Annotated in this window: 22 protein-coding genes; 11 read left to right on the plus strand and 11 right to left on the minus strand. The window is 70.6% G+C overall.

Annotation, left to right across the window (positions count from 1 at the left end; translation table 11 throughout):
* Window positions 1-793: FliG C-terminal domain-containing protein (locus tag CCR87_RS13090; RefSeq protein ID WP_201157975.1), on the plus strand; the 793-nt coding region annotated here is incomplete at its 5' end.
* Window positions 794-852: 59 nt separating this feature from the next.
* On the opposite strand, the gene CCR87_RS13095 is transcribed toward CCR87_RS13090, so the two are convergent.
* Together CCR87_RS13095 and CCR87_RS13100 are read right to left on the minus strand one after the other, a co-directional pair.
* The gene (locus CCR87_RS13095) at window positions 853-1,497 is read right to left on the minus strand and encodes a pseudouridine synthase (protein WP_201157976.1); all 645 of its coding nucleotides are present in this window, start codon (window positions 1,495-1,497) and stop codon (window positions 853-855) included.
* A 361-nt stretch (window positions 1,498-1,858) separates the two neighbouring features.
* Window positions 1,859-2,602 carry an SDR family NAD(P)-dependent oxidoreductase gene (locus tag CCR87_RS13100; protein WP_201157977.1) on the minus strand — a complete coding sequence of 248 codons (744 nt, stop codon included), beginning with the start codon at window positions 2,600-2,602 and terminating at the stop codon, window positions 1,859-1,861.
* 181 nt (window positions 2,603-2,783) lie between these two features.
* Here CCR87_RS13100 and argB point away from each other — a divergent pair, with 181 nt between their 5' ends.
* From argB to CCR87_RS13115, 3 genes are read left to right on the plus strand one after another with little or no spacing between them, the layout of a single operon-like run.
* Window positions 2,784-3,668, plus strand: coding sequence for an acetylglutamate kinase (gene argB / locus CCR87_RS13105; RefSeq protein WP_201157978.1), 885 nt, complete (start codon window positions 2,784-2,786; stop codon window positions 3,666-3,668).
* 35 nt (window positions 3,669-3,703) lie between these two features.
* Window positions 3,704-4,342 carry a ferredoxin gene (locus CCR87_RS13110; protein WP_201158021.1) on the plus strand — a complete coding sequence of 213 codons (639 nt, stop codon included), beginning with the start codon at window positions 3,704-3,706 and terminating at the stop codon, window positions 4,340-4,342.
* Window positions 4,342-4,851: a SixA phosphatase family protein gene (locus CCR87_RS13115; protein ID WP_201158022.1), complete on the plus strand. Its 510-nt coding sequence runs from the start codon at window positions 4,342-4,344 to the stop codon at window positions 4,849-4,851. Before CCR87_RS13110 ends, CCR87_RS13115 begins: the two co-directional genes overlap by 1 nt.
* A 10-nt stretch (window positions 4,852-4,861) precedes the next feature.
* Here CCR87_RS13115 and CCR87_RS13120 read toward each other — a convergent pair whose 3' ends face one another.
* Both CCR87_RS13120 and CCR87_RS13125 read right to left on the minus strand, forming a co-directional pair.
* Entirely contained in the window at window positions 4,862-5,317 is a 456-nt protein-coding gene (locus CCR87_RS13120; protein WP_201157979.1) for an SRPBCC family protein, read from the minus strand.
* An 84-nt stretch (window positions 5,318-5,401) separates the two neighbouring features.
* Complete coding sequence (locus CCR87_RS13125) at window positions 5,402-6,391, minus strand: glutathione S-transferase family protein (RefSeq protein WP_201157980.1); 990 nt, start codon at window positions 6,389-6,391, stop codon at window positions 5,402-5,404.
* A 152-nt stretch (window positions 6,392-6,543) separates the two neighbouring features.
* Between CCR87_RS13125 and CCR87_RS13130 the strand changes: the two genes are divergently transcribed.
* Entirely contained in the window at window positions 6,544-6,891 is a 348-nt protein-coding gene (locus tag CCR87_RS13130; protein ID WP_201157981.1) for a hypothetical protein, read from the plus strand.
* Between the two features lie 6 nt (window positions 6,892-6,897).
* Here the strand turns inward: CCR87_RS13130 and CCR87_RS13135 are convergent, their stop codons facing one another.
* Window positions 6,898-7,791 (minus strand): LysR family transcriptional regulator, encoded by an 894-nt coding sequence (locus tag CCR87_RS13135; RefSeq protein WP_201158023.1) that lies wholly within the window; start codon window positions 7,789-7,791, stop codon window positions 6,898-6,900.
* Window positions 7,792-7,893: 102 nt separating this feature from the next.
* Here CCR87_RS13135 and CCR87_RS13140 point away from each other — a divergent pair, with 102 nt between their 5' ends.
* The 5 genes from CCR87_RS13140 (at window position 7,894) to uvrC (ending at window position 12,810) form a co-directional block, all read left to right on the plus strand.
* Complete coding sequence (locus tag CCR87_RS13140) at window positions 7,894-8,697, plus strand: S49 family peptidase (protein WP_201157982.1); 804 nt, start codon at window positions 7,894-7,896, stop codon at window positions 8,695-8,697.
* Window positions 8,698-8,700: 3 nt separating this feature from the next.
* Entirely contained in the window at window positions 8,701-8,907 is a 207-nt protein-coding gene (locus CCR87_RS13145; RefSeq protein WP_201157983.1) for a hypothetical protein, read from the plus strand.
* Window positions 8,908-8,913: 6 nt separating this feature from the next.
* Complete coding sequence (locus CCR87_RS13150) at window positions 8,914-9,870, plus strand: calcium/sodium antiporter (protein WP_201157984.1); 957 nt, start codon at window positions 8,914-8,916, stop codon at window positions 9,868-9,870.
* On the plus strand, window positions 9,867-10,649 hold the full coding sequence (locus CCR87_RS13155; protein WP_201157985.1) for an SDR family oxidoreductase: 783 nt from the start codon (window positions 9,867-9,869) through the stop codon (window positions 10,647-10,649). Before CCR87_RS13150 ends, CCR87_RS13155 begins: the two co-directional genes overlap by 4 nt.
* Window positions 10,650-10,926: 277 nt before the next feature.
* Window positions 10,927-12,810 (plus strand): excinuclease ABC subunit UvrC, encoded by a 1,884-nt coding sequence (gene uvrC, locus CCR87_RS13160; protein WP_420850176.1) that lies wholly within the window; start codon window positions 10,927-10,929, stop codon window positions 12,808-12,810.
* Between the two features lie 72 nt (window positions 12,811-12,882).
* Here uvrC and CCR87_RS13165 read toward each other — a convergent pair whose 3' ends face one another.
* The 4 genes from CCR87_RS13165 to CCR87_RS13180 are packed head-to-tail and all read right to left on the minus strand — an operon-like array spanning window position 12,883 to window position 17,496.
* Window positions 12,883-13,965 (minus strand): ABC transporter ATP-binding protein, encoded by a 1,083-nt coding sequence (locus CCR87_RS13165; protein ID WP_201157987.1) that lies wholly within the window; start codon window positions 13,963-13,965, stop codon window positions 12,883-12,885.
* Window positions 13,966-13,978: 13 nt separating this feature from the next.
* Window positions 13,979-15,130 carry a carbohydrate ABC transporter permease gene (locus CCR87_RS13170; RefSeq protein WP_201157988.1) on the minus strand — a complete coding sequence of 384 codons (1,152 nt, stop codon included), beginning with the start codon at window positions 15,128-15,130 and terminating at the stop codon, window positions 13,979-13,981.
* 11 nt (window positions 15,131-15,141) lie between these two features.
* The gene (locus CCR87_RS13175; protein ID WP_201157989.1) at window positions 15,142-16,122 is read right to left on the minus strand and encodes a carbohydrate ABC transporter permease; all 981 of its coding nucleotides are present in this window, start codon (window positions 16,120-16,122) and stop codon (window positions 15,142-15,144) included.
* A 15-nt stretch (window positions 16,123-16,137) separates the two neighbouring features.
* A complete protein-coding gene (locus CCR87_RS13180) occupies window positions 16,138-17,496 on the minus strand; it encodes an ABC transporter substrate-binding protein (protein ID WP_201157990.1) in 1,359 nt (452 codons plus the stop codon).
* Between the two features lie 124 nt (window positions 17,497-17,620).
* On the opposite strand from CCR87_RS13180, the gene CCR87_RS13185 reads away from it, so the two are divergent.
* Window positions 17,621-18,562, plus strand: a complete 942-nt coding sequence (locus tag CCR87_RS13185; RefSeq protein ID WP_201157991.1) for a glucokinase — start codon at window positions 17,621-17,623, stop codon at window positions 18,560-18,562.
* Between the two features lie 45 nt (window positions 18,563-18,607).
* On the opposite strand, the gene CCR87_RS13190 is transcribed toward CCR87_RS13185, so the two are convergent.
* Window positions 18,608-18,970, minus strand: coding sequence for a DUF5368 domain-containing protein (locus tag CCR87_RS13190; RefSeq protein WP_201157992.1), 363 nt, complete (start codon window positions 18,968-18,970; stop codon window positions 18,608-18,610).
* 18 nt (window positions 18,971-18,988) lie between these two features.
* Entirely contained in the window at window positions 18,989-20,317 is a 1,329-nt protein-coding gene (locus CCR87_RS13195; protein WP_201157993.1) for an NAD(P)/FAD-dependent oxidoreductase, read from the minus strand.
* Between the last annotated feature and the right edge of the window lie 51 nt (window positions 20,318-20,368).

Below are 20,368 nucleotides of genomic sequence, written 5' to 3' on the forward strand. Positions count from 1 at the left end.
GATCGAAGGCGCGCTGAACATGCTCGACGGCCAGCTCAGCCCCTCGGCCGCCAGCCGGCTGCGGCGGCTGGCCAGCGCGGGCGGGCGGGCCGATCCCTGGGACCGGCTGTCGGGGGTCGCGGCCGATCAGCTGCTGCCCGTGCTGGAGCAGGAAAGCCTGGAGGTGGGCGCGGTGATCCTGTCCAAGCTCGATGTCGGACGGGCCGCGGCGCTGCTGCAACGCCTGCCGGGCGACCGCGCGCGCCGCCTGACGCATGCCATGTCGCGCACCGGCGCGGTGGAGCCCGAGACCGTCCGCCGCATCGGCGTGGCCCTCGCCCAGCAGTTCGAAGCCCTTGCCCCCCCCGCGTTCGAGACCGGCGCGGTGCAGCGCGTGGGCGCGATCCTCAACTCATCGCCCGCCGCCACCCGCGAAAGCGTGCTGACCGGTCTGGACGAAAGCGATCCCGATTTCGCGGAACAGGTGCGCCGGGCGATCTTTACCTTTGCCAACATCCCGCAGCGGCTGGCGCCGCGCGACGTGCCGCGGGTGCTGCGCGCCGTCCCGCCCGAGGTGCTGCTGCGCGCGCTCGTGGCGGCCCCCGCCGCCGGTCCCGAAGAAGGCGCCGCGGTGGAGTTCCTGCTGACCAGCGTCACCCAGCGCATGTCCGAGGGGCTGCGCGCCGACATCGCCGACCATGCCCCCGTCACCGACCGCCAGGGCGAGGACGCCATGAACGACGTCATCAACACCATCCGCCGCATGGAGGCCGAAGAAGGTCTGAACCTCCTCAGCGCCGACCCCACCAGCTGAACCGGCCCCGGTCACCGGCGGCAAGGGCCATGCCGACGGCGGTGCGGGGGATCGGGGCGCTAGAACGGGCACGCCAGGTCGAAGCGCATCACACGGCCCCCGTCCGGGTGCCGCAACTCCAGCCGTTCGGCGTGCAGCATCAGGCGGGGATGGTCGCGCGCGACCCCTTCGGCATAGAGCGAATCGCCCAGGATCGGGTGGCCCAGCGCCAGCATGTGCACCCGCAGCTGATGGCTGCGCCCGGTCCTCGGCGTCAGGGCGATGCGGCTCGCATCCGGCCCGGCGGGGCCGATCATCCGCCAGTCGGTCACGGCGGCACGGCCCGTCTCGTGGCAGATCTTCTGCCTCGGCCGGTTGGGCCAGTCGACGATCAGCGGCAGATCGACACGCCCCTCCCCCTGCGTCGGGCGTCCCGAGACCAGCGCGACGTAGCCTTTCTCCACCTGGCGATGCTCGAACTGAAGGCCCAGGTGCCGCTGGGCGTGGGGTGTGAGCGCAAACACCATCACCCCGGAGGTGTCGCGGTCCAGCCGATGCACCAGCAGAACCTCGGGATAGCTCTGCCGCAACCGCTCGATCACACAGTCGCGCAGCGCCGGACCCTTGCCCGGCACGCTCAGAAGCCCGGCAGGCTTGCCGACCACAAGCAGATGCGCGTCGACGTGCAGAACCTCCGGGGCCGTCTCGGGGGGGGCATATTCCATGGGCTGCCCTTAGCCGTGGACGGCATCGATGGCAAACCCGCAGTGCCGCCGTACGGGCGCGGTGGTCCGCGCCGCGCCATCCGGCCCGACGGGCGCCCGCGGCCTGCTCCGGGCGGCGCGGATGCGCGGTATCCGGCAGGACTGTTGGCGGGCGTTGCCCGGACAAGATCACCGGCCGCACGCGGGTATCGTGCCGACCCGCCAGCCGGGCCCGCACAGCCACGCTCGGCAGCCTTGCCGCCCGGAGGTCGCGGCCCCCGTGGCCCGCCCGCGGGACCGCTGGCCCGCCCCCGCTGGCGGCCCCGTGCGCGCGGGGCACGCGGGTGGGGGCCGGACGTCCGCCAACCACCCGTGGCGCGCGTCAGACGTGCTGCGCGCCGTTGACCTCGATCTCCGCCCCCGAGATGTAGCTGGAATCCTGCGAGCACAGGAAATAGATCGCCGCCGCGACCTCGGACGGCTGTCCAAGTCGCTGGAGGGGCAGTTTCTCCACGATCTTGTCGGTGCCGGGCGACAGGATGGCGGTCTCCACCTCGCCCGGGGCGATGGCGTTCACGCGCACGCCCAGCGGGCCGAAGTCATGCGCCATCTCGCGCGTCAGCGCCGCCAGCGCCGCCTTGGAGGTCGAATACGCCGCCCCCGCAAACGGGTGCACCCGCACCCCCGCGATGGAGGTCACGTTGACCACCGATCCCTTCGCACGCGCCAGTTCATCCTTCAGCCCGCGCGCGAGCACCATCGGCGCAAAGAAGTTGACGTGGAACACCTGCCCCCAGGTCCGCAGGTCGGTGTTGAGGGTATTGAGCCGCCCGCCCCCCTCGGCCTTGGGCGAGATGCCCGCATTGTTGACCAGCGCGTCGAGCTTGCCGTCGGTCAGCTTGGCCTTCACCGTCTCGATGGCCGCGATGGTCATCTCGGGATTGGCCAGATCGAGTTCGATGTGATTCTCCTCGCCGCCAGGCCAGGGGCACCGGCTGTCGAACGGCTGGCGCGAGCAGGTCAGCACCCGCCATCCTTCGGCCGAGAACCGCTTGACCGTGGCGTGGCCGATCCCGCGGCTGGCGCCGGTGAGCAGAAGCGTCCTGGGTCGGTCTTGGTGCGCCATGCGGATCCCCGTGGTTGTGGGCGCGCACACTATCGCTTTTGCGCCCGGACACAATGGATGCGCTGCGGATACACTACGCGCCAGCGCGGACCGGTGCGGCCGGGGCCCGGGCGGGCCGGGCTTGAGGCACCCGGGCGCAACCGCTAACAAGGCGCGACCGCCGCTGCCCCCGGATCGCACCATGAAGATACGGACCGCCATGACCCGAGACTGGATCGCCACCGCCCGCACCCTGTCCGAGGCGCTGCCCTATCTGCAGCGCTATACCGGGGCCGTGGTGGTCATCAAGCTGGGCGGCCATGCCATGGGCGACGACGCCGCGATGGACAGTTTCGCCCGCGACGTGGTGCTGATGCGGCAGGTCGGCGTGAACCCGGTGATCGTGCATGGCGGCGGGCCACAGATCAACACGATGCTGTCGCGGCTGGGCGTGACCTCCCGCTTCGTGCGCGGCAAGCGGGTCACCGACGCCCCCACCATGGAGGTGGTGGAGATGGTTCTCGGCCATGTCGGCAAGCGCATCGTGCAGGCGATCAACAATCAGGGCGGGCGCGCGGTGGGCCTGTCGGGCAAGGACGGCCGGCTGATGCTGTGCGACCCCGACGACGCCGAACTCGGCTTTGTCGGCCGCCCCGCACGGATCGACCCGGCCGTGCTGCATCGGCTGTTCGAGGGGGGGATGATCCCCGTCGTGGCGCCGATCGGCGGCGGGCTGGACGGCGGCACCTTCAATGTCAACGGCGACACCGCGGCCGGGGCGCTGGCCGCCGCCCTCAGGGCCGACCGGCTGCTGCTGATGACCGATGTGGCGGGGGTGAAGGACGACGCGGGCGACGTCATCACCCAGCTCGACCCCGAGCGGGTGCGCGCGCTGACCGACGCGGGCGTGATCGCAGGCGGCATGATTCCCAAGACCGAGACCGCGCTGTCGGCCATCGCCGGAGGCGTGCGCGCCGTGGTGATCCTGGACGGGCGGCTGCCCAACGCCTGCCTGCTGGAGCTGTTCACCGAGCATGGCGCCGGCAGCCTGATCCGCGCCGCCGAGACCCCCGGCACCGCCGCGTGAGCGCGCAGCCCTCCGGACTGGCGCGCGCCGCCGACATGGCGGCCACGGAGCGGCTGGCGGTCATGGGCGCGTTTCATCCGGGGCCGGACGATGGCGCCGCCCCCGGCACCGGCACGCTGATCCTGCTGGGTCCCGACGGGCCAGGGTTCTGGGACCATGTGACCGCCGCGCCGGAATTCGCCGATGCCCGGCCCGATCCGCTGGACCGCTGGTCGCGCCGGGTGATCGGGCGGATGGCCGCGCGGCTGGGCGGGGTGGCGCGCTATCCCTTCGGGGGGCCGCCCTGGGCGCCGTTCCACCGATGGGCGGTGCGCGGCGGGCGGGCGTGGCCATCGCCCGTGGGCCTTCTGGTGCACGAGACCGCCGGGTTGTGGGTGTCGTTTCGCGGGGCGATCGCGCTGCGCGATCGCCTGACGCTGCCACCGAGCCATGCGCGCAGCCCATGCGAGGACTGTGCCGCGCGCCCGTGCCTGACGGCCTGTCCGGTGGGGGCGCTGGGGGCGGCCGGGTTCGATGTGCCGACGTGCCGGACCCACCTGTCGGCCGCCGCCGGTGCCGACTGTCTGGAGGGGGGGTGCGCGGTGCGCCGGGCCTGTCCGGTGTCGGCCGCGCACGGACGCGATCCGGCGCAATCGGCGTATCACATGCGACAGATCCACGACGGGGGACCATGATGGCGGTGCGGCTGATCCTTGTGCGGCATGCGAAATCCGACTGGGGCGATGGCGACCTCGAGGATCACGCGCGCCCGCTGAACGCGCGCGGCCGCGATGCGGCGGGCCGCGTGGGCCGGTGGCTGGCGGCCACCGGGCGGGCGCCGCACGAGGCGCTGGTCTCCTCGGCCGTGCGCACCCGCGAGACCTGGGCGCGGATGGCACCGCATCTGCCGGACGCGCCCGAGGCGCGGGTGATCGACGCGCTCTACCATGCCGGGCCGGACGTGATGCTGCGGGTCCTGCAGGGCGCACGGGCGCCGGTGGTGGTGCTGCTGGGCCACAATCCGGGCATCGCGGCCTTTGCGCACTGGATGCTGTCGGCGGCGCCGACGCACGGGCGGTTTGGCGACTATCCCACCGGGGCCACGCTTGTGGCGCGGTTTCCCGCCGACCGCTGGGCCGATGTGGCCCCGGCCAGCGGCGTGGCCGAAGCCTTCGTGGTCCCGCGCGAGCTGCCCGAGGGCTGAGGGTCGCCGCTCAGGCGGCGTCCTCGGGCTTTTCGACATGGGTCTGGAAGTTGTCGAAGAACTGGTCGGCCATCTTGCGCGCGACCCCGTGGATCAGGCGCGCGCCAAGCTGGGCGATCTTGCCGCCGACATGGGCCTCGACCTCATAGGTCAGCTCGGTGCCGTCCGCGACCTCCTCCAGGCGGACGCGGGCGGCGCCCCTGGCGAACCCCGCGACCCCGCCGGACCCCTCGCCCGCGATGCGATAGCTTTCGCCCACCACCACATCCGACAGGGTCACGGTGCCCTTGAAGGTGGCCTTTACCGGGCCGATCTTCTGCTTGACGGTGGCCGAGAACCCCTCCTCGGCCGAGCCGCTCAGCTCCTCGCAGCCCGGGATGGATTCGCGCAGCGTGTCGGCATCGTTGAGGTGCTCCCACACCGTCATGCGGTCGGCCGCGATGGTGCGGCTGCCGATCAGTTCCATGGCCTTCCTCCCTGTCCTCGGCCCGAGGATAAGCTGCATTGCGCAGGCAGGTAAAGCGCCCCCTGCCCCGGACGCGCGCCCCCCTCAGGCCGCGCGCAGGGCGTCGCGGCCGTGGGGGGCGTCGAAGTCCAGCTCCGGGCCGGTGGGCACGATGCGGTGCGGATTGATCGTCTCGTGGCTGTAGTGATAATGCCGCGCGACATGATCGAGGCGCAGCGTCCCGGCCACGCCGGGCCATTGCGCAAGCTCGCGGGTATAGGCCCACAACGCGGGGTAATCGACCAGACGGCGCCGGTTGCACTTGAAGTGGCCGTGATAGACCGTGTCGAAGCGCATCAGCGTCGTGAGCAGCCGCCAGTCGGCCTCGGTCACGCGCGCGCCCATCAGATACCGGTTCACCGCCAGCCGATCCTCCAGCCAGTCGAGGGTCTCGAACACCTCGGCCACGGCGGTGTCGTAGGCCTCCTGGCTGGTGGCGAAGCCCGCCCGGTACACCCCGTTGTTGAGGCCGTCGTAGATCCGCGCGTTCACCGGCGCGATCGCCTCGTGCAGCGCCTCGGGCGAGAAGTCGTCGGTGTTGCCGGTGATGGCGTCGAAGGCCGAGTTGAACATGCGGATGATCTCGGCGCTCTCGTTCGAGACGATGGTGTCGCGCACGGTGTCCCACAGCACCGGCACGGTGACGCGGCCCGAGACCTCGGGGTTGGCGCGGGTGTAGACGTCGCGCAGGAACGCAGCCCCGTGCAGCCGGTCGCCGGTCGCGCCGGGAAAGTCGCGCGCGAAGGTCCAGCCGTCATCCAGCATGTCGGGATGCACCACCGACACGCCGATGTGCGGCGCCAACCCCTTCAGCGCGCGGAAGATCAGCGTCCGGTGCGCCCATGGGCAGGCATGCGAGACGTACAGGTGGTAGCGCCCGCTCTCGGCCGCGAAGCCGCCCTCGCCCGAGGGGCCGGGGGCGCCGTCCGGCGTCACCCAGTTGCGGAACCGCGAGGTGTCGCGCACGAACGCGCCGCCGCTCTCGCCGGTGTCGTACCAGCTCGGGTCCCATTCACCGTGGATCAACTTGCCCATGTCATGCTCCTGTTGTGGCTGTGTGGGACCTAGGCGGGACGGCACGGCGCACAACCGGCCGGGGCGCGCATGCACTGCGCGGGGGCGCACAGGCGCTTGCCGGATGCAGGCGACGGTGCAATGCTGGTGGATGGAGCAAGGGGGAACGGACAATGCAGGATGATCGGCGGATGATCGACGTGGCCCATCCCCCGCACGCGGATGGCGCACCGGCACGACGGCTGAGCCTGACGCTGCGCACCGGCCGGGCGGTGCATCCGGTGCTGCGGATGTGGGATGGCGGACTGAGCCTGCCGGCCGAGGCGGGCGCGGACCTGCGCGGGCGGGTCGATGTCTATGACGGGCGCCGGCACCTGTTCCACGCGCTGATCGTCGCCTCGGACGACGGCGGGGTCGCGGGCGAGGTGCGGTGCAGCTTCAAGCGCGTCACCCCGGCCGACGCCACCCCGGCGCGCGACTACTGCACGCAGGCCGGTCTCGGCGACGATGTGATCGGCTGAGGGGCCTCAGGCCTCGGTCACCCGGCGCGCGGTGTCCAGCAGCGCCGCGATCAGCGGCGTGTGCGGGGCGCGGCGCGGCACCACAAGGCCGACTGCGTGGCGTTCGCCCGCGATCGGCACCGCCGCCAGCCGGGGATCGCGGGCGAACAGCGCCGCCATCCGCGCGGGCAGCACGCTGGACCAGCCGCCCGCCGCGACATGCGCCGCCAGCGCCACGATGGAGTTCGACTCCAGCCGGGGCGGCGGCGCCTCGTGGGCGGCGGCGGCGAACGCCTCGGACAGGTGGCGGTCCACGATGCGGCGATTCTGCATGTCGGAGGTCAGCAGGCACAACGGCTCTCCCGCCAGGTCGGCCCAGTCGAGGGTCCCGCGCCCGGCGATGGCGCTGTCGGCGCCCACCAGCAGGGCGTAGCCCTCGTGATACAGCGGCAGCGCCTCCAGCCGGCCCAGCGGCTCACCATCCAGATAGGTCAGGCCGGCGTCCAGCTCCAGCGCCTCGATCCGGGTCACGATCTCGGACGAGCTGCGCGACAGGATCGACAGCCGCACCCCCGGATGGCGCTCCAGAAACGGCGCCGTCAGGCGCGCGGCCATTGCCAGCGCGGTTGGAATCACCCCCAGCCGCAGCTGTCCCGACAGGCCCTGGCGGGCGGCGCGCATCTCGTCGCGCAGGGCGCGGCTGTCGGCCACGATGCGCCGCGCCCAGTCCAGCGTGCGGTGCCCCTCGGGCGTCAGCCCCTGGAACCGCGAGCCGCGCAACACCAGCTGCACGCCCAGATGGTCCTCCAGCTGGCGGATGGCCGACGACAGCGTGGGCTGGGTCACGCCGCAGACCTCGGCCGCGCGGCCGAAGTGGCGCTCGTTGGCCAGCGCGATGAACATTTCCAGCCGATCGACCATGCCGGCAGTGTCCGGCATCTTCCGGCCCGCGTCCACCGCCCGCGTGCGAAACCGCGCGGCGGCGGCTTGCTTGCCCGCCCCGAGGTCCCTAGATGCACGCAGATGAAACGATTTTTGCCCTTCCTCAAGCAAGACCCCGTGGTCCCCGTCGTTCGCCTCAACGGCATGATTGCCGCGGGCGGGCGCGTGGGCGGAACGCTCAGCGACGCGGCGCTGGCCTCGGTGCTGGAGCGTGCGTTCACGCGCGGCAAGCCCGTGGCGGTGGCGCTCCAGATCAACTCGCCCGGCGGGTCGCCGGTGCAATCGAGCCTGATTGCCGCCCGCATCCGCCGCCTGGCGGATGAGAAATCCCTGCCCGTCCACGCCTTTGTCGAGGATGTGGCGGCGTCGGGCGGCTATTGGCTGGCGGCGGCGGCCGATCACATCTGGGTGGACGAGACGTCGATCGTCGGCTCCATCGGCGTGATCTCGGCGGGCTTCGGCTTTCACGAGCTGATCGCGCGCTACGGGATCGAGCGTCGGGTCCACACGGCCGGCGAGTCCAAGAGCTTCCTCGACCCGTTCCGCCCGCAGCGCGCGGAGGACGTGGAGCGCCTGGGCCGGGTGCTGGAGGAGATCCACACCGCCTTCAAGTCCCACATCACCGCGCGGCGCGGCCCGAAGCTGCCGGAGGGGCGCGACCTGTTCACCGGCGACTTCTGGGCCGGACGGCAGGCGGTGGAGCTGGGGCTGGCCGATGGCATCGCCCATCTGGTGCCCAAGATGAAGCAGGTCTACGGCGACAAGGTGCGCTTGGTGCCCATGGGCATCCGCCGGCCGCTGTTCCAGCGGCTGGGCGCGCAGATGGCGGGCGCGGCGATCGCATCGGCCGACGAACGCGCGCTCTGGGCGCGGTACGGGCTGTAGGGGATGTTGCAGGCGGTCGCGCTTTTCCTGCTGGTGATGTTGCTGCTGGGCGGCTTTGGCAAGCTGCGCCGGTGGCTGGAGCGGGCCTCGGGCAAGCGGCTGGGCGGGCCCCGCGTGCGCGACCAGTCCAGGCTGAACAAGCCGGACAAGTGCCCGCGCTGCGGGCGCTTCCTGATCGGTGACGATCGGTGCGACTGCGGGCGGGGCTGACGGGCGATGGCGTGGGACATCCTGTTCGTGGCGGCGGGTCTGGGGATTCTGCTGCTGGCCGGGGATGCGCTGGTGAAGGGCGCGGTGAACCTGAGCCTGCGGCTGGGGGTTCCGGCGGCGATCGTCGGGCTGACGATCGTGGCCTTCGGCACGTCGGCGCCCGAGCTTCTGGTCTCGGTGCAGGCGGTGCTGGCCGATGTGCCCGCGCTGGCGCTGGGAAATGTCGTCGGCTCCAACATCGCCAACGTGCTGCTGGTGCTGGGGGTGCCCGCGCTGATCGCCGCCGTGCCGGTGGCGCGCGGCGAGGTGGCGCATGATTATATCGTGATGATGCTGGCGACGGCCCTGTTCGTGGGGCTTGCGCTGCTGGGTCCCATCGGCTGGCCGCAGGGGTTGATCCTGCTGGCGGGGCTGGCGCTGATGCTGGGCGATGCCTATCGCCGCGCGAGGGCCGAGCGGCGCGCCGGGGCCGAGCCGCTACCCGAAGGGGCGGATCCGGCCTTGGGCGGCTGGCGGATCGGGCTGTTCACCGGCATCGGGCTGGTGGGGCTGCCGCTGGGCGCGGGACTGCTGGTGGACGGCGCCACGGGGATCGCGCGCACGCTGGGCGTGACCGAGGCGGTGATCGGGCTGACGCTGGTGGCCGTGGGCACGTCGCTGCCAGAGCTTGCGACGACCGTGATGGCCGCGGTACGCCGACAGGCAGGGGTGGCGATGGGTAACGTTCTGGGCTCCAACGTGTTCAATCTGCTGGGGATCGTCGGGGTCGCGGGGCTGGTGGGCACGATGCCCGTCCCGCCCGAGATGCTGGCGCGCGACCTGTGGGTGATGGTGGCGGCGGCGGCGCTGCTGGGGGTGTTCGTGGCCACGGGGTGGTCCATCGGGCGATTGGCGGGGATCGGGCTTGTCCTGCTCTATGGGGCGTATCTGGCCGTCCTCGCCCTGGGTGGAGGGATGGTATGACACAGGCGGCACTGATCACCGGCGCGGGCAAGCGGCTGGGGCGCGCGATGGCGCTGTATCTGGCGGGACGAGGCCATGACGTGGCGCTGCACTACGCCACCTCGCAGGCCGACGTCGAGGCGGTCGCGCAACAGGCGCGGGCGCTGGGTGTGCGCGCGGTCACCCTGCGCGCCGACCTGACGCGGGAGGCCGAGATGCAGGCGCTGCTGCCCGCCGCCGCCGAGGCCCTGGGCGGGCCACTGACGGTCCTTGTCAACAATGCCTCCATCTTTGAATACGACACCCTGCACACCGCGACGCGCGACAGTTGGGACCGGCATCTGGAATCGAACCTGCGCGCGCCGTTCGTCCTGACCCAGGGGTTTGCGGCCCAGGCGCCCGCCCCCGGCACCGATGCCGCCGGCGAGTCCATCGCCCGTGCGCTGGTCGTCAACCTGATCGACCAGCGGGTGCACAAGCTGACGCCCGAGTTCATGTCCTACACCATCGCCAAGATGGGCCTGTGGGCGCTGACCCGCACCGCCGCACAGGCGCTGGCGCCGGGCATCCGCGTGAACGCCATCGGCCCCGGCCCCACCCTCCAGGGCGCCCGCCAGAGCGCCGAGCACTTTGCCCGCCAGCGCGCCGCCTGCCCGCTGGAGCGCGGCGCCGGACCCGATGATATCTGCGCCGCTCTGGGTTACTTTCTGGATGCTCCGGCGGTCACCGGGCAACTTCTGTGCGTCGACGGCGGGCAGCACCTTGCGTGGCAGACGCCCGATGTTCTTGGGGTTGAATGACGCCTGCGGGGGGCCGTTCCGGCCCTGTTCGGGTTGACTTGTCCACCCTGCCCTGCGGCGTCACAACCGCGTCACGAATCCCCCAAGTTTTTCAGTCCGTTGCAAATCACATGCCACTTTTCCACATGATTTCAACGCGTTCCGGTTTCGCCCAAAAAACAGGCGATCCGATGGAAGACCCCGTTTGCAACGGGATTCCGACACTGGCGGAAAGTTCTCACCAGAGTTGTCCACAGATTCCGTGGACAGCTTTCGACTTGCGGTGGAGGGCCTGATGATGCAACCGACAGGGGAATCGGGGGACACTGCGGCGCAGCCCCTGACGGGCCACGCGCTGATCGCGCGCGAGGTGCGCGGGCTCGACGCCTCGCCGGGCGTGTACCGGATGCTCGATGCCCAAAGCCGGGTGCTATACGTCGGCAAGGCGCGGAACTTGCGCGCGCGGGTGGCGAACTATGCCCGCCCCTCGGGGCACTCGGGGCGGATCGCGCGGATGATCCACGAGACCGCCGCGATGATGTTCCTGACCACCCGGACCGAGACCGAGGCGCTGCTGCTGGAGCAGAACCTCATCAAGCAGCTCAAGCCCCGCTACAACGTGCTCCTGCGCGACGACAAGAGCTTCCCCGAGATCCTGATCGCCAAGGACCACGGCTTTCCCCAGATCCGCAAGCACCGTGGCGCACGCCGCAGCAAGGGGGCGTATTACGGCCCCTTCGCCTCGGCCGCCGCGGTGAACCGGACGCTGAACCAGCTGCAACGGGTGTTCCTGCTGCGCAACTGCACCGACGCGACATTCGAAAGCCGCACCCGGCCGTGTCTGCTGCACCAGATCCGCCGCTGCTCGGCCCCCTGCACCGGCGAGATTTCGCACGATGACTACGCAGCCCTCGTGGCCGATGCGGAACGCTTCCTGCAAGGCAAGTCCACCGCCGTGCAGGCGGCGCTCGCCACCGAGATGGAAGCCGCCGCCGAGGCGCTGGAGTTCGAGCGCGCCGCCGCCCTGCGCGATCGCATCCGGGCCCTGACGACGGTGCAGCAATCCCAGGGCATCAATCCCCGCGGTGTCAGCGAGGCCGACGTGGTCGCCGTGCACATCGACGGTGGGCAAGCCTGCGTGCAGGTGTTCTTCATCCGCGGGCATCAGAGCTGGGGCAACCGCGACTTCTACCCCCGCACCGGTGCCGGGGCCGAGGCGGCCGAGATCCTTCAGGCGTTCCTCGCGCAGTTCTACGACGACCGCGAGCCGCCGCGCCTGATCCTGCTGTCGCATGCCGTTGACGACCCCGATCTGGTCACCGCCCTGCTGTCCGAACGTGCCGGCCGCAAGGTGGAGGTTGCCGTCCCCCAACGCGGCGAGAAGGCCGAGCTGGTCGAGAACGCCGCCCGCAACGCCCGTGAATCGCTGGGCCGCAAGCTGGCCGAGAGCACCGCCCAGGCGCGGCTTCTGGCGGGCCTGGCCGAGGCGTTCGGTCTGCCCGGCGCCCCCCGCCGGGTGGAGATCTACGACAACTCCCACATCCAGGGCACCGACGCGGTGGGCGCCATGGTTGTCGCAGGGCCCGACGGTCTGATGAAATCGCAATACCGCAAGTTCAACATCCGCGGCGATGCCCTGACCCCGGGCGACGATTTCGGCATGATGCGCGAGGTCCTCACCCGCCGGTTCGAACGCCTGCTCAAGGAAGACCCCGACCGCGAGGGCGAGACCTGGCCCGACCTTCTGCTCATCGACGGCGGCGCGGGGCAGATCTCGGCCGCCGCGGGCATCCTGGCCGACCTCGGCGTGGACGACATCCCCCTGGTGGGCGTCGCCAAGGGCATCGACCGCGACGCCGGCAAGGAGGAGTTCCACCGCCCCGGCCGCCCTGTCATGGCACTGGGCCGCGCCGATCCGGTCCTCTACTTCATCCAGCGCCTGAGGGACGAGGCGCACCGCTTTGCCATCGGCGCCCACCGCGCCAAACGCGCCAAGGCCGTGGGCGCCACACCGCTGGACGAAATCCCCGGCGTCGGCGCGGCCCGCAAGCGCGCGCTTTTGCAACACTTCGGCTCGGCCAAGGCGGTGTCGCGCGCGGGGCTGGCGGATCTGCAGGCGGTGGACGGGATCTCCGCCGCCATGGCCCAGAAGGTCCACGACCACTTTCACCCCAAAGGATAAGCGCCCCCGCGGCACGCCGCGCGGAAGGGGGCGGAGTAGCCACCCTCCGTGCGGCGTGCCGCGGGGGCGCGCTCAGCGGTACAGGAGCGACCGGCCGTCGTGGAACAGATGCAGCCGCTCCGGCGCGGCACCGAGGCTGACCGTCTGCCCGCGCAACTCCGAATGCACGCCCGGCAGCTTCGCCAGCACCTCCGCCCCCCCGGACTGGGCGACATGCAGCACCGTCAACTCGCCCAGCGCCTCGGTCAGAGCCACCCGGCCCGACACCAGCCCGGCCCCCTCCGCCAGATCCATATCCTCTGGACGCACACCAAGATTGACCGCCATCCCCCGATCCCCGTCCCGGGTGGGGATCGCCGCCACCGCCTCCGCCCCCGAGGCGAGGCGCACCCGGGTGCGCGCGCCCGTCTCCACCACCTCGGCCGGCAGCAGGTTCATCGCGGGCGAGCCGATGAACTGCGCCACGAACTCGGTGCGCGGGCGCTGGTAGAGATCCAGCGGCGCGCCCACCTGCGCGATCCCGCCGCCCGCCAGCACCACGATCCGGCTGGCCAGCGTCATCGCCTCCACCTGGTCGTGGGTGACATAGATCATCGTGGAGTCCGGCATCGACTCCTTGAGTTGCGCAATCTCGATCCGCGTCGCCACCCGCAACGCGGCGTCCAGGTTCGAGAGCGGCTCGTCGAACAGATACACCTTGGGGTCGCGCACGATGGCCCGCCCGATCGCCACGCGCTGGCGCTGCCCACCCGAGAGCTGTTTCGGCAGCCGGTCCAGCAGCCGGTCCAGTTGCAGCGTCTTCGCCGCCCGCTCCACCGCCGCGTCGATTTGTGCACGCGAGCGGCCCGCGATCTTCAGCGCGAAGGCCATGTTGTCGCGCACCGTCATGTGGGGATAGAGGGCGTAGCTCTGGAACACCATCGCGATGCCGCGCTGTGCGGGGGGGATGTCGTTGACCACCTGCCTGTCGATCTCCAGTCGGCCGGCGGTGATCTGCTCCAGGCCCGCGATCATCCGCAGCAACGTGGACTTGCCGCAGCCCGAGGGGCCGACAAAGACTACAAGCTCCCCCGTCGCGATCTCCAGGTCGATGTCGGACAGCACCTGCGTGTCGCCATAGGCCTTGGCGACGCCCGTCAGTTTCACCTCGGCCAAGCCGCACCTCCCCTCATTTCACCGACCCCGCCAGCAGGCCGCGCACCAGATAGCGTTGCAGCGTGAAGAACACGACCAGCGGCACCGCGATGGACACGAACGCCGCCGCCGCCAGGATCCCCCAGTCCCCCCCGCGCGAGCCGATCAGGTCGTCGGCGATCTTGACTGTCATCACCTGCGCGTCGGACCCCGAGGGCAGGAACACCTTGGCCACCAGCAGGTCGTTCCACACCCACAGGAACTGGAAGATCGCGAAGGCCGCCAGCGCGGGAAAGCTCAGCGGCAGGATGATCCGGGTGAAGATCTGGAAATCCGTCGCCCCGTCCACCCGCGCGCTCTCGATGATGTCGCGCGGCAGGCCCACCATGTAGTTGCGCAGCAGATAGATCGCGAGCGGCATCCCGAAGCCGGTGTGCGCAAGCCAGATGCCAAGGAAGCTCTGCCCGATGCCCACCGCGTTGTGCAGGTTCAGAAGCGGCACCAGCGCAAGTTGCAGCGGCACCACCAGCAGCCCCACAACGGCCGCGATCAGCACGCCGCGCCCTCTGAAATCCATCCACGCCAGCGCATAGGCCGCGAACGCCGCGATCAGGATCGGGATCACCGTCGCCGGGACCGCCACCGTCAGGGTATTCAGGAACGCCCGGTCCATCCCGTCCGAGGTCAGCACGGTGGCATAGTTGTCGAGCGTCACGCGGGGCGGCACGCGGGCTTCGAAGAAGATGCTGACGGGGCGGGTGAGCGCGTCCGGCGCGGTGATGGTGAAGGCGCCGTCGCGCGCGACGCTCAGGGTGCCGCCGGTGCGCAGCTCGGCGGTGTCGCCGGGGGCGTGCTCGGTCGGCGCCGCGCCACGGGTCCCGAACGCGGTGACGGTGCCCGCGCCGTCGGGGAACCAGCGCGCCTGTGCCGGATCGTCAAGGACGTTGCCCGCGATCACGAACCCGTCGCCGCTTGCGCGCGCATCGTCGGGCGCGGCGCGGATGCGAAACGTCATCTCCACCGGCAGAGGGGCCAACCACCAGCCGGTCTCGGCGATCTGGTCGCGGTCGCGCACCGATGACACCAGCAGCCCCAGCGTCGGGATCAGCCACAGCAGGACCAGCGCCACCACCGACAGGTGCACGGCCCATTGCAGCCCCGATTTCCGCCCCGCGATGCTGTGCAAATCTCCCCCTTTCAGCGCATCTCGCGCCGGGCCTGGCGGATGTTCCAGATCATCACCGGCAGCACGAGGATCATGATGACAAAGGCCACCGCCGTCGCCCGTCCGTCGTCGCGGAACATGAAGCTCATCATGTAGCTGGGCAGGATGTGGGTGCCGAAGTTGCCCCCCGTCATGGTGTAGACGATGTCGAAGACCTTGAGCACGAGGAAGGTGATGGTGGTCCACACCACCACGATGGTGCCCATGATCTGCGGCACCTTGATGCGAAAGAAGATCTGCGTCGGGCTGGCGCCGTCCATGATCGCGGCCTCCACCGTCTCCTCGGGGATGCCGCGCAGGGCGGCCGACAGGATCACCATGGCAAAGCCGGTCTGGATCCAGACCATGATGAACATGATGAAGAAGTTGTTCCAGAACGGGATCTGGATGACGTCGATGGCGCGCTCCGCGCCGAACGCGCCGCGCACGGCGTTGATCAGCCCGATGTCGAAGCTGTTGTCATAGACGAACCGCCAGATCAGCGAGGCGCCGACAAAGCTGATCGCCATGGGCATGAAGATCAGCGACTTGGCCACGTTGCCCCAGCTGAGGCGGTCGGTCAGCTGCGCGGCCAGCAGCCCGAACGCCGTCGCCGCCGCCGGCACCACCAGCAGCCACAGGATGTTGTTGCGCACCGCCACCCGAAACCCGCCGGACGCGATCAGGTCGGCATAGTTGCCCAGCCCGATGAACTCTGTCCCGCTGCGGTCGTGAAGCGAGCGGACGAACGACCCCACCACCGGATAAGCCAGATACAGCCCCAGAACGACCAGCGCCGGAAACAGGAACAGCCAAGGCCGGATGAGGTTGGCGCGGGTGATGTTGCGCCCCGCATGCGGCCCGTGCGGCGGACAGATCACCCGGTCCAGCAACAGGTTCGACAGCCAGAAATACGCAACGCAGCCGGTTACGCCGACAAGGATGGTGAACAGGCCCTGCAGGATCGGCGGCATCGGCTCCTCCGTGCCTCAGCGCATGGCGTCCCAGCGCGACTGGATTTCGGCGGCGACGTCGGCGGCGTCGGCCCCGGTGGTGAAGTCCACCATTCCCGACCAGAAGGCCCCCGCGCCGATCTCGCCCGGCATCAGGTCCGAGGCATCGAACCGGAACACCGTGGCGTCCAGCAGCACCTCGTTGATGCCGCGTTGCGCGTCCGAGGAGAAGGTGTCGAGGTTCACGCCGGTGTGCGGCGTCAGAAAGCCCGACTGGGCCATCCACAGCTCGTGCGCGATGGGGGTCTGGAGGAAGGCGATCAGCGACTGCGCCACAGGCGCGTCGTCGGTGATGGCCCACATCGTGCCCGCGCCCATCACCGGCTCCCCCAGATCATGCCGGGCATAGGCGGGGAAGTAGAAGAAGTCGTAGTCGAGCCCGTACTCCAGCCCATCGGGGAAGAAGGTGGGGATGAAGGACGCCTGCTTGTGCATGTGGCAATCGGGCGGAAACCGGAACAGCCCCGAGGGCGCGTCGCGCCAGTCGGTCGTGGCCACCGCCTGCGCGCCGCCGCTGACGAAATCGTCATTGCGCGCGAAGTGGCCGTAGAGCTCGATCGCCTCGATCACGCGGGGATCGTCGAAGGGGACCGAGTTGTCGATCCAGCCGTCATAGACCTCGGGCGCGGCGATGCGCAGCAGCAGATCCTCGACCCAGTCGGTGGCGGGCCAGCCGGTGGCCGCGCCCGAGCCCAGCCCGATGCACCACGGCGTCCCGCCGTCATCGACGATGCGCTGCGTCAGGGCCAGAAGGTCCTCCATCGTGTCGGGGACGTCATAGCCCATCTCGAAGAAGGCGTCGGTGCTGTACCAGACCAGCGACTTCACATCGACCTTGTAGAACAGCCCGTACAGCGCCGCCTCGCCGTCCGGCCCCACGAACCGGCCGAGGTCGGCCCAGCTGTCGCCGGCGGCATAGGTCGCGCGCACCCAGTCCTCGGTCCCGTCCGCCAGCGGCGTCAGCAGGCCGCGCGCGGCCATGTCCGCCGCCAGCCCCGGCTGCGGGAACACCGCGATGTTGGGCGCGGAATTCGACCGGGCAGAGATGACGATGTCCTGCTCGAACCCGTCCGAGCCGGAATAGCTCACCTCGGCCCCGGTGGCGTGGGCGAAATAGGCCAGCACGCTTTCGACCATGCGGGCATCGGCCCCGGTCCAGACGCCGGCCACGCTCAGCCGGGCGCCGGTGTGGTCATGGGCGTCTGCGAACGCCTCCAGGGTGTGCCAGCTGAAGCGGTCGTCGGCGCCGGGTTCGAGGAACAGCTCCTGCGCCGGAGCGGTGGTGGCGATCAGCGCCAGCGCGGCGGTGCCGGCGGCAAGCCTGCGTGTGGGCATGGCGATTTCCCTCCCGATGGGCGGGGCGTCGATCTGGGCGCCATCCCGGCGCAGGCCCCGATTTCCCTTGGTATGGGGGGTAATGTCGTGCAATCGGGCAGGTCTGTCAAATCGGGGGCCGAACATGGACGATTTCACCGACGCCCGGGCGCCGATCCTCGTGGCCGATATCGGCGGCACCAACATGCGCCTGGCGCTGGCGCGGGACGGGCGCCTGCTGGAGGGCAGCGTCACGCGCCATCCCTGCGCGGGCTGGCGCGATCCGATGGCACCGATGGCCGCGTATCTGGGCGCGCGCGGCGTGGCACGCGTGGGCGGGGTGTGCGTGGCGGTGGCCGGGCCGGTGCGCGACGGCATCGCGCGGATGACCAACCTTGCCTGGGAGGTGGACGCGGGCGCGCTCTCGGACCGCTTTGGCGGTGTGCGGGCGGTGGTTCTGAACGATCTTCAGGCACAGGGGCACGCGCTGGACCATCTGGCGCCCGGCAGCCTGCGGCCGGTGATCGCAGTGGCCCGACGCGCGCCGGGACCTCGGCTGGTGATCGGGGTGGGGACGGGCTTCAACGCGGCGGTGGTGCATGACACCCCCTCGGGCCGTCTGGTGACGGCGTCCGAAGCAGGCCACGCCACCCTGCCCGCGCCGGATCCGCAGATCGCCGCGCTGGCCGGGTCCATCGCCACCGCCGGCCTGCGCCCGGAGATCGAGGAGGCCCTGTCGGGACGGGGGCTGAGCCGGATCGACGCCTTTCTCGGCCATGGCGGACGCCCGGCGCCCGAGATCACCGCCGCGGGCCCCGGCCCGACGCTGGCGCTGTTTGCGCGGCTGCTGGGGGTGGTGGCGGGGGATCTGGCGCTGGTGCACCTGCCGTGGGGGGGGGTGTATCTGGTGGGCGGCATGGCGCGCGCGGTGGCCCCGCAGCTGGCGGACGGCGGCTTTGCCACGGCGTTGCGCGACCGGGGGCGCTTTGCCCCGCTGCTGGCGGGCCTTGCGGTGGATCTTCTGGAGGACGACCACGCGGCGCTTGCGGGGTGTGCGGCCCTCATGCAGGGGGGCGGCGCCGTCTGACGGCACCGCCCCCCCATGTCGTTGCGATGTCCTTCTGCGCGCCCGTCAGGTCGCGTCGGAATCGCGGCCGCCCCGGATCAGCGACTGGGCGACATAGACGAGGATCGAGAACCCGCCCGCCCCCAGCACGGCAACCCCCAGAAGCACGATCCAGTCGATCGGGCCGCCGATGTCGACCACCCGCGAGCGCGTCACCCACAGCACGAAGGCCACGGCCGCCACCGCCCCGACGGGCATCGACAGCTGCGCCAGCAGGAACCGCCGCATCCCCATGCCGTGGTCACGGATCAGCACGAAGGCATAGGCCAGCGTGATGAGTGCGGCGACGCCGACCATGGCCCAGAACAGCCAGGTTCCGAACATCTCCTCGAACACGGCGAGGAAGGTGGATAGGGAAAATTCTTCCATGATGTCTCTCCTTCTGGCTCAGGCGCGGCCGCGCAGCATGGCGTTGTAGGTGGCCTTCAGCGCGACCTCCTTCATCAGCCAGGAAATCCACAGCTCCTCCAGCGGCGCCACGACACCGGGGAAGGACGGCACGAGGTTGTCCTGGTAGTCGAACTCGATCAGCATCGCGCGGCCCACCCGCGTGATCATCGGGCAGGAGGTGTAGCCGTTGAACGTCGCGGTGCCCTCGCGGCCGGCGAGTTCGGACACCAGGTGATCCTCGACCACCGGCAGGTGCCACTTGACCGAAGCGGCGGTCTTGCCCTTGGGCACGCCGTTGATGTCCCCGATGCCGAAGACGTTGGGATAACGCGCGTGGCGCAGGGTCTGCATGTCGACCTCGATCCAGCCCTGGTCGGTCCAGCGGTCGGCCCAGGACAGGCCCGAAGCGCGGATCGCCTGCGGCGCGCGCTGCGGCGGGATCACATTGAAGAAGTCATAGCCGATGTCGGTCGTCGTCTCGCCGGTGGCAAAGGTGGCCACCTTGCGATCCATGTCCACCGAGCGCAGCACATGGCCGTGCACCACGTCCACCGCCTGGCGCCGCATCAGCAGGTCCAGCTTGGCGTTGACGATCGGCACGCTGAACAGCGCGTTGTTGTGCGCGGCATAGGTGATCCGGCTGGCCTCCCGCGTCCCCTTGCGACGCAGGTAATCGTCGGTCAGGAAGCAGTATTTCAGCGGCGCGCCGGCGCATTTCATCTCGGTCGCGGGGCGCGAGAACAGCGCGTGCCCGCCCCGGTCGGTAAATGCGTCCATCGCAGCCCAGGTCCGCGCCGCATGATCGGGGCCGGCATAATGCGCGCCGGTGCCCGTCTCGGGCCCGATACGGTCCAGATCGAAGCCTTCGACCGCGTCCCAGTCCAGCACAAGACCGGTCGAGACGATGAGGTAGTCATACTCCAGCCGCTGCCCGCCGGTGGTGCGCACGACCTGCGCGTCGGGATCGACCTCGGCGGCGTGCTCCTGCACCCAGGTGATGCCGCCCGGCAGCCAGTCGGAATTGGCCGAGCGGGTGTACCCCGCCGGGCGCAGGCCCGCGGCCACCAGCGTCAGGCCGGGCTGGTACCAGTGCTCGGTCTTGCCGTCGACGACGGTGATGCGCGCCCCATCCAGACGTTCCGCGAGGCGGTTGGCGATGGCCGCCCCGCCGGCCCCGGCACCCAGGATCAGGATGCGCGCGTTGGTGCGGACCTCGGCGCGGGCCGGGCCGGGTGTGGTGGCGGCCAGCGCAAGCCCCCCGGCCGCAAGGCCGAGAAACCCCCTGCGCGAGGCGGCCGCCACTGCGGTATCGATAAACGGGTTCATGGCGGACTTCCTCCTCAAAGCTGCCTTTGAGTTGCATACTACGGAATGCCA

The sequence above is a fragment of the Rhodobaculum claviforme genome, assembly GCF_016653255.1.
GTDB classification, from domain to species: domain Bacteria; phylum Pseudomonadota; class Alphaproteobacteria; order Rhodobacterales; family Rhodobacteraceae; genus Rhodobaculum; species Rhodobaculum claviforme.